This window comes from Winogradskyella sp. ABM4_392 (assembly GCF_056160445.1).
In genome coordinates this window covers 881,258-898,014 of record NZ_JBSWXE010000001.1, presented here as the reverse complement: position 1 = coordinate 898,014, position 16,757 = coordinate 881,258, and the positions used below count along the sequence as shown (strand labels likewise).

Genomic DNA, 16,757 nt, shown 5'->3' with positions numbered 1-16,757 from the left:
GTATGTTTAATATTAATACTATTCTGATAAGCAGTGCTCATCAAAACTTATGTAAGAAGTGAAAATATAAGTCTTGATTTCGGGTGTAAAGATATATAAAGATTTTAGAACGCCAATGTTAAATTATTATTTAGTGGATTCACGCTCAATTAATTCTGTAGCAATAATGACTGTTTGAAAATGGTCTTCCTCAGTTTCTACATAATTCTCTAATTTATTAATCAGTAAATCAGCAGCCTTCTCACCCATCTGTTGCGCATGCTGGCTGACCGTAGTTAAACTTGGAGTTGAATGTTTTGAAAGCACACCATCCGTAAACCCTATAACCTGAACATCTTCTGGAATATTTAAACCTAATTTTCTTGCCACTTTCATTGCAGATAATGCATACAACTCATTTACAGCAAATACACCATCAATATCATTATTAGCTCTAAATAACTGTTCTATTTCATTTTCTAAGGCATCTAAATGCGTTTCGTAATCTAACGTATCATCAATTTTTAAAATGAGATCTGCTTTAGGCTGTATTTGATGGTTCTCTAAAGCTTCCAAGTATCCTTGAGTTCTCAATTTACCAACACTCACATAATCCTTAGTAGTTATTAATGCAATAGATTTACATCCATTGCTTATTAGTTTTTCAACAGCATTTTTAGCTCCATTTAAATCATCTACAATAACTTTATCACAGTTCATATCAGACACCACACGATCAAACATTACAATAGGCATTCCTTGACTCATAGTTTCGTTAAAGTGATGATAGTCTTGCAACTGTTGGGTTTCTTTTGAAATAGAGAGAATAAACCCATCAATACTACCATTAGCAAGCATTTCCATGTTAATTACCTCTTTAGAAAAAGATTCATTAGAAAGACCAACTATTACGTTATAACCTCTTTTGTTAGCTACCAGTTCCACTCCCCTGATTACTTTAGAAAAGAAATGATGTACAATTTCAGGAATAATAATACCTATCGTGTTAGTTTTACGATTCTTTAAACTTAAGGCAATATTGTTGGGTCTGTAATTATATAGCTTAGCAAAAGCCTGTACTTTCTGTTTAGTATCTTCACTTATTTCTGCACTATTTCTTAATGCTTTTGAAACTGTAGAAACCGATACCTCTAACTCTCTAGCAATTTGCTTTAATGTTATTTTTCGTTTCATATTTTAGGCTATAAATCAGTAAGCGAAGATAACCTTATTTAAACAAATTGAATTCTTAACTTCTTAATTTTAACTATATGTAATTGCGAATTCCTTAATTTTTTGGTATTTTTCTTCAAATGTTAATGATTGTTAAAAAGTTTTTAACACGAAAACGTTTTCGTGACATATGTCATGTTTTTTAACACTCAAATCACACTAATTTTACATAGATTTAACCCAAGAAGTGAAAATATAAATCAATTAACTAAGCAATTAACTTAAAAACATTGTATGAAAACATTCTTAAATGCTTTACTGTTCTGTTTAATAATGGTACCTACCACATTAATGGCTCAAACAACCGTTTCAGGTACAGTAACAGATAAGGCAAACGCTATGCCTTTACCAGGAGTAAATGTGCTGGTAAAAGGAACTTCTAGAGGTGCTTCTACCGATTTTGATGGTAAGTTCTCTTTAGAAGTTAACCAAGGTGAAACTATTGTAGTTTCTTATGTTGGTTACAAAACTCAAGAAATAACATTTAGTGGTCAATCTAGCCTTGACTTTGCACTTGAAGAAGATGCAGCGCAATTAGACGAAGTAGTACTTATTGGTTATGGTTCTACTACTAAGCAAGATGCTACTGGTGCCGTTGAAAAAGTAGGTGACGAAGAGTTTAACCGTGGTGCTATTGTTGCACCTCAACAACTGATTGCTGGTAAAGCTGCTGGTGTACGAATTACTTCTGGTGGTGGTGCTGCTGGTGAAGGGGGAGAAATTAGAATTCGTGGTGGAGCTTCGTTAGGATCAAACTTTGGTGCTACAAACGACCCTTTAATTGTTATCGATGGGTTACCAATTGATCAGCGTGGTGGTGCGCAAGGTAGTAGAAATGCTCTTAACGCAATTAACCCTGCAGATATTGAAGACTTTGTAGTGCTTAAAGATGCATCTGCTACTGCTATTTATGGTTCCCGTGCCTCTAATGGTGTTATCTTAATTACTACTAAGAAGGGTAAAACAAATCAGCCATTCAAAGTTGAATATGGTTTACAAGCTTCTACTAGACGTGTAACAAATACTGTTGATGTATTAAATGGTGATCAGTACAGACAAGTAGTTGCTGATAATGGTGGAGATACTTCACTATTAGGAAATGCCAACACAGATTGGCAAAATGAAATTTTTTCAACAGGTATTGGTGCTATTCATAACATTACCGTATCTAAAGGATATGAACGTTTTAATTTCAGAGTAAATTTAAACCACGTATCACAAGAAGGTCCTTTACAGGATTTGTATGAGAGAAACGCTGTTAATACATCTCTTGTTCATCGTTTTTTAAATAATGATCTTAAATTATCTTTAGTAACTAAGGCAATTCAAGATGAGTATGATTATGCTAATGAAGGCGCAATTGGTGCAGCAGTAGCATTTGACCCAACTCAATCAGTATTTGATGAAAACGGTAATTATACTCAATATGGAACTGGTGCTAATTTAGCGCCTTCAAATCCACTATTCTTACTAGACAACAATAACTATAACAGCAGACAAACTATAAAACGTGTAATCTCAAACTTTAACATTGACTACAAGTTTTGGTTTTTAAAAGATTTGCGTTTTAACTTAAATGCTGGTATTGATTATGCAGAAAATAATGGTTATCAATTCTCAGCAGCCAATCCTAATGACACAGGTGCTGTCCCAACAAACGAAGTGTCTTCTGGATTAAACCGTAATACATCATTAGACTTTTATTTAAACTACAAGAAAAATTTAGAATCTATAAATACTCTAGTTGATATAACTGCTGGTCATGCATTTCAAGAATTTTATATCAAAAGTTTTGTAGATAGAGTTTCTGCTACTACTTTAACCGATACTGATATTAACAGAAATGCTCTAGAATCTTATTTTGCAAGAGCAAGTTTTGATATTGCTGATAAGTATCTAATTTCGGCGAGTTTTAGACGCGATGGATCTTCAAGATTTAGTGAAGACAATCGTTGGGGTTCTTTCCCTGGAGTTTCAGTTGGTTGGAAATTAATGAACGAAAGTTTTATGGAGAACTCATTCTTTTCTAACTTAAAACTTAGAGCAGGATGGGGTGTCACAGGTCAGCAAGAAATCGGACAAAATTATGGTTACTTAGGGATTTATACACCTTCAAGAAACAATGCTGCTAACGTTCAATTTGGAACACTGCCTAACGGTGATCCTATTTTCTTCCAAACATTACGTCCTGAAGGATTTGATGAAGAACTTAAGTGGGAAGAAACAACACAATATAACGTTGCCTTAGATTTTGGTTTCTTTAACAATAGACTTACAGGTACTGTAGATGCTTACTACAGAGAAACAGAAGATTTATTATCAAGAGTTCCTGTACCTGCGGGTGCCAACCTAACTGACCTTTTAATTACTAACGTTGGTGAGGCTACAAGTAGAGGTATAGAATTTAGTCTTAATGGAGTTATTGCTCAGAAAGAAAACTTTGGTTGGGATACTAATTTTAACCTAACATTCCAAGATGTTGAGATTACTAAATTAAGTTTAAGTGATGATCCTAACTTTACCTTACCTACTGGTGGAATCTCAGGTGGTGTTGGTAATACTATCCAAATACTTAGACCAGGTTACGACCCAACAACATTCTTTGTTTTCAGACAAGTTTATGACGACAATGGAAATCCTATTGCTGGTGCTTATGTTGATGTTAATGGTGATAACCAAATAACTGAAGCAGATAGACAACCTTACAAAAAAGCTACACCAGATGCTTTTGTTGGATTTACAAATAATTTCAGATACAGAAATTTTGATTTAAACTTTACTTTTAGAGGAAGTTTTGGAAACTATGTATACAATAACGTAGCGTCTGACAGAGGAAATGCAAATGCAGTGGTTAATCAACCAGGCTATCAAGCAAATGCACATTCAAGTTTCTTAAATACTAATTTTACGAATCAAGAGCTATTCTCAGATCACTATATTCAAAGAGCTGATTTCGTTAGATTAGATAATATTTCTCTTGGTTACACCATACCTTTTTCTAAAATGACTTTAAGAACATCATTAACAGCTACTAATGTGTTTGTAATTACAGAGTATGATGGTTTAGATCCTGAAATAAGCAGTGGTATAGAAAACAATTTCTATCCAAGAACAAGAGATATTGTGTTAGGCTTAAACTTTACATTCTAAAAAAATGAAAAATAAATATATAAACAACAAAGCTATGATGTTAAGAACAATTAAATGTATCTTCTTGGTCTTTGCTATTGCGTTTTTTGTGCAATCTTGTGCTGATCGATTAGACTTACAACCAGAGGACGAACGTCTTACTGGAGATGCAGCGTTTGAAGACCCTGAAGCTTACAAAGAATTTTTAGCAAAGATTTATGCTGGAATTTCTTTGAGTGGCCAAGAGGGTCCTGCAGGTACGCCAGACCTACAAGGTTTGGACGAAGGGTTTTCTAATTATTTGAGACTTTATTGGAAAATGCAAGAACTTACTACTGATGAGGCTATAATTGCATGGAATGATGGTACTATACACGATTTACATAACCAAGTATGGACTTCTGGTAACGAGTTTATCAGAACTATGTACAGCCGTATCATGTATCAAGTAGCGTTATGTAATGAATTTTTACGTCAAACTACAGATGGTAAATTAGATGGAAGAGGTGTATCTTCTGAATTAAGAGCAGAAATTCAGACTTTTAGAGCCGAAGCTCGTTTTATGAGAGCTTTAACCTATTGGCATGCTATGGATTTATATGCAAACCCACCTTTTGTTACAGAAGATGACCCAATTGGTGCATTTTTACCTCCTCAAATACAAAGAGAAGATTTATTCAACTATATTGAATCTGAACTACTAGAAATTTTAGATGACATGGCTGCTCCTAGAGCAAATGAATACGGAAGGGCAGACAGAGGTGCAGCTTGGATGTTATTAGCAAAAATCTATTTAAACTCTGAAGTATATACTGGAACTTCTAGATATGATGATGTATTAACTTACACTAATAACATAATTGGTGCAGGCTACTCAATACCAAGTATACCTTACTTCCATTCTTTCTTAGCAGACAATGACTCTAATGGTGCTCAAGAAGAAGTTATTTTTACTATTCCATTTGATGGTTTAAGAACACAAGCATTTGGTGGTATGACATTTTTAACTCATGCTCCTGTAGGTGGTTCAATGGATCCTGCAGATTTTGGAATTAATGGTGGCTGGTTTGGTGTTAGAACTACACCTACATTTGTTGAGCAATTCCCTGGTGAAGAGAATTCAGCCGATGGTAGAGAATTATTATATACTGATGGTCAAAATAAAGATATAATGACTGTAGCTACATTTACAGACGGTTATGCCGTTGCAAAATACAGAAACGTTGATGTAGATGGCAATCAAGGTTCTGATACTACAGGAAACCACACAGATATCGATTTTCCAATGTTTAGATTAGCTGATGCTTATCTTATGTACGCCGAAGCTGTTCTAAGAGGCGGTGGTGGTTCTACGAGCACAGCTGTTGGCTATATCAACGAATTAAGAGGTCGTGCTTATGGTGATACTAGCGGTAATATTTCTGAATCGGACTTAACATTAGATTTTATTATCGATGAGCGTTCTAGAGAATTATATTGGGAAGCACACAGAAGAACTGATTTGATTAGATTCGATCAGTTTTCTGATAATGGTGTTTGGCAATGGAAAGGTGGAGTTCAACAAGGCACTACTACAGAATCTTTTAGAGACTTAATGCCTTTACCATCAACAGACCTTGGTATAAATACTAATCTAGAACAAAACCCAGGATACTAATTAAATAACACTTAAAATAATCATGAAAAAAATATCAATTTTAGGCCTTTTCATCTTTGCCTTATTAAGTTTTAACAGTTGTGAAACTGAAGATGATGTAGTTTTCACAACACAAGACCCAGAAGGTTTTGTATTTACAAATTCAATTCAAGATAACTATATCTTATCTACTGAAACGTCAGGTAATTTAGGTGAACGATTCACTTGGGGCAATGCAGATTTTGGTTCACCTACCAACATAACTTACGAATTACAGCGTTCTATAACAGGAGATTTTAGTGACGCAGTTGTAGTTAGTTCTTCAATTGGTAACGAGATAGCTATGAGTATTGGTCAAATGATGACGGTAGCAACAGAAGCTGGATTGGATAACGATCCTGATTCTCCTGAACCTAATACAGGTTCTTTCTCTGTGAGATTAAGAGCTTTCCCAGGTGATACCGGAAGTGGTACTGAAGCATTCTCTGATGTATTAATGATAAATGTAGAGTTATTAGAAAGTACAGGTTCTGGTCCTGCTGGTGCAATGATTGCAGAAGTAGGTGTAGTTGGCTCTGGTTATAACAACTGGGGAGCATATGCAGATGGTTATTTCTATACAACAGACACTCCTGATGTTTATGTATCATATGTAACATTAGTAGATGGTGAAATTAAGTTTAGGTTAAATAACGATTGGGGAACTAACTGGGGAGGTTCTGGTGGAACCTTAGTACAAGATGGTGATAATATTGCTGTAACTGCTGGTGACTACAAAATCACAGTTGATTTAGCTAACTTAACTTATGACCTTGAGGCATATTCTTGGGGTGTTGTTGGTTCTGCTTGGAATGATTGGGGTGGGACTGGTCCTGATGGAAAATTCTATTATGACTACACTACTGATACTTTCAAGAAAGGTATAAGACTTATGGATGGTGAAATGAAAATTCGTTTCAACAATGATTGGGGATTAAACTATGGTGATACTGGAGCTGATGGAACGATAGACCAAGATGGTGACAACATCGCTGTAAGTGCCGGACATTATTTAATTACTTTAGACTTAAATGCTGGAACAGTGACTGTAGATGATACTGCTAGTGTATTTGGTGTTGTTGGATCTGGATTTAATGACTGGGGAGGTGCTGGCGATGATTTTGCACTAACTGAAATCCAAGAAGGCGTTTTTTACGGCGATTTGGCAGAACTTTTAGATGGTGAAATTAAGTTTAGAGCAAATAATGATTGGGGATTAAACTATGGCGATACTGGTGCTGACGGAATTATAGACCAAGATGGTGACAATATTCCTTCTGCTGCTGGTCCTGCTAGAGTTTGGTTAAACACTAATACTGGAGAATATTCGATCTTACAGTTCTAAAATTTTCTCATAACTTAATGAGATAAACACATAAAAGGCATGTTAAATTAATAATTGACATGCCTTTTTAAAAAAAAAGAATTATGAAAAAGTATTACTTATCTATTTTATTGTTTGGCATTTTTATAATGTCATATGCCCAAGTTACTATTACACCAAACCCCTTTGAGGTGAATGAAAGCATAACAATTACCCTTAATGCAAATAGTACAAGTACAGATTGTAATGGATTAAGCAATCCTGCAAAAATATATTTACACTCAGGTGTGGGTAGTAGTGATAATGCATGGACCTATGTTGTAGGTAATTGGGGGCAAGACGATGGTGTTGGTGAAATGACCAACCAAGGTGGTGGCATATGGTCCATCACGTTTGTTCCAGAAGACTATTATGGCTTAACTGCTGCTCAAGCAGCCAATATAGTACAAATGGGCATGGTGTTTAGAAATGAAGATGGAACACAAGAACTTAAAGGAAACGGCTGTACAGATTTCTTTTTTGATGTTGGTACATTTCAAATTAGTCTTACATCTCCAACAGCGGATACTACGATTATAGATTCTGGTGATAATTTTAGCATTTCAGCTACCAATATTGGTGGTAATGCTAATTACACTTTAACAGCAAATGGTTCTGTTATAGATAATCAAGCGAGTACAGATAACTATTCATATACTGATATGAATGTTACAGTTAATACATCGTATGAATTAACAGCAGTTTTGGACGGAACTTCAATAACTAAAACATTTAGTGTAATTGTCGATCCAGGCTCTATTTTAGGTTTCATGACTCAAGATTATGAAGAAGGAATTAATTACATTGATGATAATACTGCAATATTAGTGCTTTATGCAACAGGTAAGGATTTTGTTTATGTGGCAGGTAGTTTTAACAACTATCAACCAGACACTTCCTATGCTATGAAGCGTGATTTTTCAAGAAATCTATTTTGGCTTGAATTAACAGGGTTAACACCAGGGCAAATTGAAACTTATGAATATTGGGTGGGTGATAAAACTCCTCCTGCTAATTCACCTTCAATTGTTTATGCAGCAGATCCATACTCAACACTAATTTTATCAGAATTTGATGATCCATGGATTCCAGACTCTACGTATCCAAATCTTCCTGCTTTTCCTCAGAATGCAAAAGGTTTTGAAGTTACCGTTTTACAAACTGGGCAGACACCCTACAATTGGCAGGTTACCAATTTCAACAAACCTAAGAAAGAAGATTTAATCGTGTACGAAGTCTTGGTAAGAGATTTTGATGCAGATAGAAATTATCAAGATTTAATTGATAAAATTGATTATTTCAAAAATCTAAATATTAATGCGATTCACTTAATGCCAATTATGGAATTTGAAGGCAATGAAAGTTGGGGTTATAATACCTCATATCATATGGCGTTAGATAAATTCTATGGTACCGAAGACAAGTTAAAAGAATTTGTTGACTTATGTCACCAAAATGGAATAGCCGTTATTTTAGATTTAGTTTTAAATCATGCTTTCGGACGTTCTCCAATGGTTAGAATGTGGATGGATGATCCAGATGGTAATGGCTTTGGGAATCCAACTTCTCAAAACCCATACTTCAATCTACAAGCTACACACAGTTATAGTGTAGGATATGACTATAATCATCAGGCACCAAGAACTAAGAATTATGTAAAACGAGTTATTAAACAATGGATAGAAGAGTACAATATCGACGGATTTCGCTGGGATTTAACCAAAGGATTTACCCAAAACTGTAGTTCGGGTAACGAAGGTTGTACTAATAGCTATCAACAAGATCGAGTTGATGTTTTAAAAGAGTATGCTGACTATTCTTGGTCTTTAGACGAAGATCACTATGTGATTTTTGAGCATTTAGGAAGTGAAAATGAAGAAAAAGAATGGGCTAATTACAGATACTCTGAAGGTAAGGGTGTGATGATGTGGGGAAAAATGACAGATCCTTACAATGAGTTAACAATGGGACAGAATGGAAATAAAAATATTAACGGTATTGGTCACAAATCAAGATCTTCTTTTGATGGCCCAAGAGTTTTAGGTTATCCAGAGAGTCATGACGAAGAGCGCTTAATGTATAAAAACCTTCAGTTTGGAAATACTAGTAATAGCAGTCACAATGTTCAAGATTTAAATACTGCTTTATCTCGTATGTCTGCTTTGGCTGCAGTATCAGTTATGGTTCCTGGACCAAAAATGATTTGGCATTTTGGTGATTTAGGAATGGAGAACTCAATCTTTACCTGTAACAATGGTATGGTTAATCTTCCTGGTGGTGGTGATGGAGATTGTAAGCTAGATACAAAACCACAACCTCAATGGACAAATAATTGGTTAACTGATGCTGTAAGAGGTCAGATTTATGAAGATTGGTCTAAGTTACATAAACTGAAAATAGAGGAACCTGTATTTGAAGGTGATTATACGATGTCTTCTGGTGATTTTACACCTAGAATAGATGTTTTTAACACCTCTATTCCTACTACAGAACTTAGAAATGTTATAATTCTAGCAAATTTTGATGTTAACACGCAAACTGTTGACACAAATTTCCCAGCTGGCGTGACAACTACTTGGTATGACTTAATGGATCCAACAGGTAACACTACCGTTTCAAATTCAACAACGACATTAACAATACCAGCTGGTCAGTTTAGAATATTAGGAAACCAACCATCAAACGCTCTAAGTATTGATGATGAAGTGTTATCGTTATTTACGATATATCCAAACCCAACTCAATCATCATTTAGTATAAATTCTAATGTTTCTGATATTGAAATTTATGATCTAACAGGAAAAATGGTAAAATCATTTAAAGGTGATTTTACTAAAAATGATACTTTCGACATTTCTGGTTTAAATACAGGAATGTATATCGTAAGGGTTGAGGACAGCAATAACAAAACAAAGACAACTAAGTTAGTCAAGCTCTAATTATTAAGTGTTTATTTGAGCAAAAAAGGCTTCTCAAAGAGAAGCCTTTTTTAGTATTTAATAGTTAAATAATTTATGCGAAATAAATATAGATTGCAACCACAATTGCCACAATACCAATACTTGCAAGATTAACATATTTCCAAGGAGTAATATCTACTTGTTTTGTATACTTCATTTCATAGGGTACTGACAATGGTCGAAGTTTACCTATAATGAGCATTACTATGATGTTCAAAACAAAAAGAATGGCCATAATATCCAAGAAATGGGGATACGCTTTAGCTTCTACCAAAGCCAAAGCCGTTTCAGAAGTTACACCATTAAATTTTGCTTCGCTTAATGCTTTTTCAATAAAATAAGGCTGAAGGAAAAACTGGCTCAAAATGTAAAAAACACATCCTGTTATTAATCCAATTTTAGCAGCAATTGGTGGAACACGTTTAGTAAAATACCCAACAACAATAATGGTTAAAATTGGAATACTATAAATTCCATTTACTTCTTGAAGGTATGCAAACAAACTTCCAGCTTTTTCTATTAAAGGTGCAATAAACATGGCTAATAAGGCCAATACAATCCCAAAAAGCTTCCCATACTTAACCACTTCTCTATCTTTTGCTTCTTTATTAAGGTGTTGTTTATATATATCCATACCAAACAGTGTTACAGAACTATTTAAAACACTATTAAATGAACTTAAAATGGCACCAAACAAAACAGCAGCAAAAAATCCAACCCAAGCGTCTGGTAATACTTTTTTCACCAGCATTGGGTAAGCGTCATCTGCACTAGTGAGATCACCTTTAAAAACATGTAATGCAATCAAGCCAGGTAAAACCACAATAATTGGCCCTAAGATTTTAATAAAGGACGCTAATAAAATCCCTTTCTGACCTTCCTTTAAATTCTTTGCACCCAGTGCTCTTTGAATAATTTGTTGGTTAGTTCCCCAATAAAATAACTGTACCAACATCATTCCTGTAAATATAGTATAAAATGGCACAGGATCAGTACGCTTACCTAAGGACTTAAACTTTTCTGGATGCTCAGTAGTTAGTGTCGAAATTCCACTTAAAATATCCCCATCACCAACAAGCATTAAACCAAAAACAGGAATTAAAAGTCCTCCAATTAAAAGCCCAATAGCATTTATAGAATCTGAAACAGCTACAGCTTTTAACCCACCAAAAATAGCATAAACAGAACCGACCATACCTATTCCCCAAATACAAACTTTTAAAGCTGTAGATTTTGAAACACCTAATAGCTCTGGCACATCAAACATGCCGCTTAAGGCTATAGATCCAGAATATAAAATGATTGGCAATAGCACTACAACATAGCCTGTAAGAAACAGAGCAGACGTAATAGTCTTAGTGGATGTATCAAACCTATCTTGAAGAAATTGTGGTACGGTTGTAATACCTCCTTTTAGATATCTTGGCAACAAATATATAGCTGTTACAACCATAGCTATTGCTGCAAGTGTTTCCCAAACCATTACAGACAAACCACTTTGATAAGCAGATCCGTTGAGGCCTACAATTTGTTCTGTGGAAAGATTGGTTAACAACAGTGAACCTGCAATAACACCTGCTGTTAAACTTCGACCTCCTAAAAAATAACCATCTAAAGTTGACTCTTTCGTTGATCTCGTTTTTATATATGAAATAATCGCTACAATTAAGGTAAATGCTATAAACGCTAGTATTTGCATGATCTTTAATGTGATTTTATTACTTACTTAAAGTGAATTTCTTATTAGAATATTATTAGGATTTTCTACGAGAACAAACTCTTCATTTAATATCATGGTTGATATTCGTTCTCCCATTTGTTTAAAATTTGTTGATATTGTTGTTATTCCTCCTTCAACTATTTCCTTTAAAAGTGAATCGTTATAAGCAATTATACCAACGTCATTTCCTATAACGAGAGTAGTCTCTTTTATTTTTTTTATCAATTCGATTAAACTTCTGTCGTCAAGTACAAAGTAAACATCCCCTTTTTTGGGTAAGATAGAATCTGTTCCTTCTACCTTACTACCTCTTATAATGTTGTCTGAAATAAATTTTTGAAATCCTGAGTAAATACTTTTAGGCTGATTGGATTTTGGATTCACAAAAACCAAAGTATCGTATTTATGTAATTGAGTCTTCAAGCTCAAAAGTCCTTCAAATACATTTTTTTCAAAATTTTGAAATACACCAGCATAATGTTTCAACTTTTCATTGATCTGGTCCAGTAAAAAAACTTTATCCTCTGGAAGGTTTTTTAACGATTGAAACGCTTTCTCTAAACTTGCTGGCATTATAATGTAATAGTTGTAATTACCAACATTATCATTAATGTGCTTATCAAAAACATCTTGATTAAAGTGATGAAAAAATATATCTACTTGCACACCTTCACCCAATGCATTTACTATGGCATTATATAGGTCTTCTTTAAAAATATTCAACTCATCAAAAAGTAAAAACACTTTTTTGGCAACCGTTATATCTTCGCTCTTTATATAATACCCTTTACCAGAAACAGCCTCAATGATACCTCGTTTTTTAAGTTCGCCAAAGGCCATAAAAACCGTATCTCTTGATAATGAAAACCTATTGCGAATACTATTTACAGAGGGCAACTTATCCCCTTTTTTGAGTTGTCCTTCTTGTAAACCTACCTCTACCGACTGAATAATTTGTCGGTATTTTGGTATTCCTGCCTTGCTATCTACATTAATAATACTCACCAAACAAATATATGCAAAAACCGGTAGGTACTGGTAGGTGCTTGAAAAATAATTTATTAAATTAGCAGAAAATTGCTTTAAATTATGACAAATTCAGATTCTAAGATGTATTACATTACGACTATTTCAATATTCTTATCTCTTCTATTAAGCGTCAATTCGTGTTCCGACGACAGTTCTGGTGGTAATGATGGCGATGATGGTATGATAGAAACACCTATTTCGTTTTACTATGGCGCAGACCTTTCTTACGCTAACGAAATGGAAGATTGTGGCGCTACATACAAAGATTTAGATGGTACTACCACTGATGTTTATCAGATTTTTAAAGATGAAGGTGCTAATTTGGTGAGAGTTCGTTTGTGGCACAATCCCGATTGGACCAACTATTCTAACTATAACGACGTTAAGGAAACCATACAGCGAGCTAAATCCAAAGGTTTAAAAGTGCTTTTAGATTTTCATTATAGTGATACTTGGGCAGACCCTTCAAAGCAAGAAATTCCAGCTGCTTGGATTAGTGAAATAAACAACACACCTGCATTAAGTCAGTTACTTTACGAATACACATACAACACTTTAGACCAACTATCTAATGAAAATTTATTGCCAGATATTGTACAAGTTGGCAATGAAATTAACGGAATGATTTTACAACAAGGCGAACTGGTTTGGCCTATTGATTGGGTAAGAAATTCGGCATTAATCAATAAAGGTATAGAAGCTGTTAGAGATATTTCAGCCGCTAAAAATAAGACCATAGAAGTTATGCTACATATCGCACAACCAGAAAATGGACTTTGGTGGTTTGAGCAAGCTACTGCAAATGGTGTTACCGATTTTGATTGGATAGGTTTGTCGTATTACCCTATTTGGTCCGACTACGATTTAAACGAAGTACAAACACCACTTTCAACATTAATTAACACCTACAACAAGAAATTAATGATAGTAGAAACTGCCTATCCTTTTACATTAGATAATGCAGATAGTGCTAATAATATTTTAGGTTCTGATGCTCTAACAGGTGGTTATCCTGCAACCCAACAAGGGCAATTAGATTACCTTAATCAACTAAAACAAATCATTGAAAACGCAGGTGGACAAGGCCTAGTCTATTGGGAGCCAGCTTGGGTTTCTACAGGCTGTTCTACTCTTTGGGCACAAGGGTCGCATTGGGATAATGCCACACTTTTTGACCACGACAACAAAGCAACTCTTGGTATTAAATTTTACAATGCTTCACTAGATGAATAAAACTATATTTTCACTTCTTGGTTTATTTCTATTAACCTGTGGAGCATTTTTTTTAGAAGCGCAAACCAGAGAAGTCATTACGTTAAAAAAAGGTTGGAAATTCAACAAAGGACATCATCCTAATGCCACTAAAATAGACTTTAATGATGCCAAATGGGAAACTGTAACCGTTCCTCACGATTGGGCAATTTATGGTCCTTTTGACAAAGAAGTTGATAAGCAAACGGTTGCCATCACCCAAAATGGCGAAAACATTGCCACAGAAAAAACAGGCAGAACTGGCGCTTTACCATACATAGGAGAAGCTTGGTACAGAAACACATTTTCACTTGAAAATTTTGACGATTCTAAAAAGGTGTTATTACTTTTTGAAGGCGCAATGAGCGAGCCAGAAATCTTTTTAAATGGCAAAAAAGTTGGCGAATGGAAATATGGTTACAGCTATTTTTATTTTGATGTTTCAAAATACATAAATGACACATCTGAAAATACTTTAGCCGTAAAACTTACAAATGTTGGCAAATCGTCTAGATGGTATCCTGGCGCTGGTTTGTATAGAAATGTAAGGCTTATTGTAAAAAATAAAGAAAGTTTTGAGCAATGGTCAACCTTTATCACTACACCTTCAATTACTGAAGATGAAGCTAAAGTGAATATCAAGACCAAAGCTTCTGGAACAGACTTAAAGTTAGTAACCGAAATTTTTGATGCTAATGGAAACAAAATTACTTCAAAAGAAACCTCAACCATCATTAATGATGAATTTGAACAAAATATAAAAGTAAGCCAACCACAACTTTGGAGTCCGGAAACACCATACTTATATACGGCAGTTTTAAAACTATACAAAGGAGAGGTACTGAAAGACGAAATAACGCAACGCTTTGGTATTAGAACCATAGATTACAGACCAAAAACTGGTTTTAGTCTTAATGGCAAAACCCGAAAATTTAAAGGTGTTTGCTTGCATCACGATTTGGGTCCGATTGGTACTGCAGTAAATATGTCTGCCTTGAGACGTCAACTCAAAATCTTAAAAGATATGGGTTGTAATGCGATTAGAAGCGCACACAATATGCCATCTTTTGAGCAATTAGAACTTTGCGACGAAATGGGCTTTATGTTTTTAGCTGAAAGTTTTGACGAATGGAAAAAACCAAAAGTTGAAAATGGTTACAATCGTTTTTTTGATGAGTATGCTGAAAAGGATGTTGTAAATCTGGTAAGAGCGACAAGAAATCATCCAAGTATTGTGATGTGGAGTTCTGGTAATGAAGTGCCAGACCAATGGGGAAGCGAGGGTGTAAAACGTGCCAAATGGCTACAGGATATTTTTCACAGGGAAGACCCTACACGACCAGTGACCGTTGGTATGGACCAAGTGAAAGCAGTGATGGAATCTGGTTTTGGGGCCATTATGGATGTTCCGGGACTTAATTATCGCGTACATTTATACGAAGAAGCTTATGAGCGTTTTCCACAAGGGTTTCTGTTAGGGTCTGAAACAGCTTCAACGGTAAGTTCTCGTGGTGTTTATAAATTTCCTGTTGAAATTGCCAGTATGAAAACCTATTCAGACTTTCAATCTTCGTCTTACGATTTAGAATATTGTAGCTGGTCTAATCTTCCTGATGATGATTTTGTTTTGCAAGATGATAAGCCTTGGGTTATTGGGGAATTTGTTTGGACGGGTTTTGATTATTTGGGCGAACCAACACCTTATGACGAAGCTTGGCCTTCTCGCAGTTCGTATTTTGGAATTAACGATTTGGCAGGTTTGCCAAAAGACCGTTATTATTTATATCGAAGTCGTTGGAATACAACAGATGAGACCCTTCATATTTTACCGCATTGGAATTGGAAAGGTCGAGAAGGTGAAACCACACCAGTTTTCGTTTATACAAGTTATGATAGTGCTGAATTATTTTTAAATGGAAAAAGTCTCGGTATTCAAAAGAAAAACAAAGACACCAAGCAGAACCGTTATCGCTTAATGTGGATAGATGTAAAATACGAACCAGGCACATTAAAAGTCGTTGCATTTGATGAATATGGAAATCCAGCAGCAGAAAAAGAAATTAAAACCGCTGGAAAACCATATAAACTCGTCTTAGATTCCGAAGTAAAAACCATTAAAGCCAATGGTGAAGATTTGGCTTTTGTTACAGTTTCAGTTGTTGATAAAAATGGTATTCCTTGCCCAACAGCAACCAATCAACTCAACTTTAAGGTGAAAGGTAATGGTACTTACAGAGCTGCTTGTAATGGCGACGCCACATCACTTGAATTATTCCACCTACCAACTATGAAATTATTCAGTGGTAAATTGGTGGTATTGGTTCAATCTACTGACAAAGCAGGAGACATTAAATTAACTGTTACTGGTAAGGGTCTTAAAAAAGGAGAAATAACCATTAATTCAATGTAATTTAGAAC

Annotated in this window: 9 protein-coding genes; 6 read left to right on the top strand and 3 right to left on the bottom strand. The window is 34.9% G+C overall.

Annotated elements, in window-relative coordinates:
* Window positions 1-126: 126 nt before the first annotated feature.
* A complete protein-coding gene (locus ACXAFS_RS03920) occupies window positions 127-1,173 on the bottom strand; it encodes a LacI family DNA-binding transcriptional regulator (RefSeq protein WP_475305436.1) in 1,047 nt (348 codons plus the stop codon).
* Between the two features lie 273 nt (window positions 1,174-1,446).
* Between ACXAFS_RS03920 and ACXAFS_RS03915 the strand changes: the two genes are divergently transcribed.
* The 4 genes from ACXAFS_RS03915 (at window position 1,447) to ACXAFS_RS03900 (ending at window position 10,318) form a co-directional block, all read left to right on the top strand.
* Window positions 1,447-4,362: a SusC/RagA family TonB-linked outer membrane protein gene (locus ACXAFS_RS03915; RefSeq protein ID WP_475305435.1), complete on the top strand. Its 2,916-nt coding sequence runs from the start codon at window positions 1,447-1,449 to the stop codon at window positions 4,360-4,362.
* 4 nt (window positions 4,363-4,366) lie between these two features.
* Window positions 4,367-5,998: a RagB/SusD family nutrient uptake outer membrane protein gene (locus ACXAFS_RS03910; protein WP_475305434.1), complete on the top strand. Its 1,632-nt coding sequence runs from the start codon at window positions 4,367-4,369 to the stop codon at window positions 5,996-5,998.
* Between the two features lie 22 nt (window positions 5,999-6,020).
* Entirely contained in the window at window positions 6,021-7,361 is a 1,341-nt protein-coding gene (locus tag ACXAFS_RS03905; protein WP_475305433.1) for a SusF/SusE family carbohydrate-binding protein, read from the top strand.
* A gap of 83 nt (window positions 7,362-7,444) precedes the next feature.
* Window positions 7,445-10,318, top strand: a complete 2,874-nt coding sequence (locus ACXAFS_RS03900; protein ID WP_475305432.1) for an alpha-amylase family glycosyl hydrolase — start codon at window positions 7,445-7,447, stop codon at window positions 10,316-10,318.
* A 73-nt stretch (window positions 10,319-10,391) separates the two neighbouring features.
* Here ACXAFS_RS03900 and ACXAFS_RS03895 read toward each other — a convergent pair whose 3' ends face one another.
* Both ACXAFS_RS03895 and ACXAFS_RS03890 read right to left on the bottom strand, forming a co-directional pair.
* A complete protein-coding gene (locus ACXAFS_RS03895; protein WP_475305431.1) occupies window positions 10,392-12,038 on the bottom strand; it encodes a solute:sodium symporter family transporter in 1,647 nt (548 codons plus the stop codon).
* Between the two features lie 27 nt (window positions 12,039-12,065).
* Window positions 12,066-13,064, bottom strand: a complete 999-nt coding sequence (locus tag ACXAFS_RS03890) for a GntR family transcriptional regulator (RefSeq protein ID WP_475305430.1) — start codon at window positions 13,062-13,064, stop codon at window positions 12,066-12,068.
* Between the two features lie 84 nt (window positions 13,065-13,148).
* Here ACXAFS_RS03890 and ACXAFS_RS03885 point away from each other — a divergent pair, with 84 nt between their 5' ends.
* The gene (locus tag ACXAFS_RS03885; protein WP_475305429.1) at window positions 13,149-14,321 is read left to right on the top strand and encodes a glycoside hydrolase family 53 protein; all 1,173 of its coding nucleotides are present in this window, start codon (window positions 13,149-13,151) and stop codon (window positions 14,319-14,321) included.
* Complete coding sequence (locus ACXAFS_RS03880; protein ID WP_475305428.1) at window positions 14,314-16,749, top strand: DUF4982 domain-containing protein; 2,436 nt, start codon at window positions 14,314-14,316, stop codon at window positions 16,747-16,749. The genes ACXAFS_RS03885 and ACXAFS_RS03880 overlap by 8 nt, the downstream gene beginning before the upstream one ends.
* The last annotated feature ends 8 nt before the right edge of the window (window positions 16,750-16,757 follow it).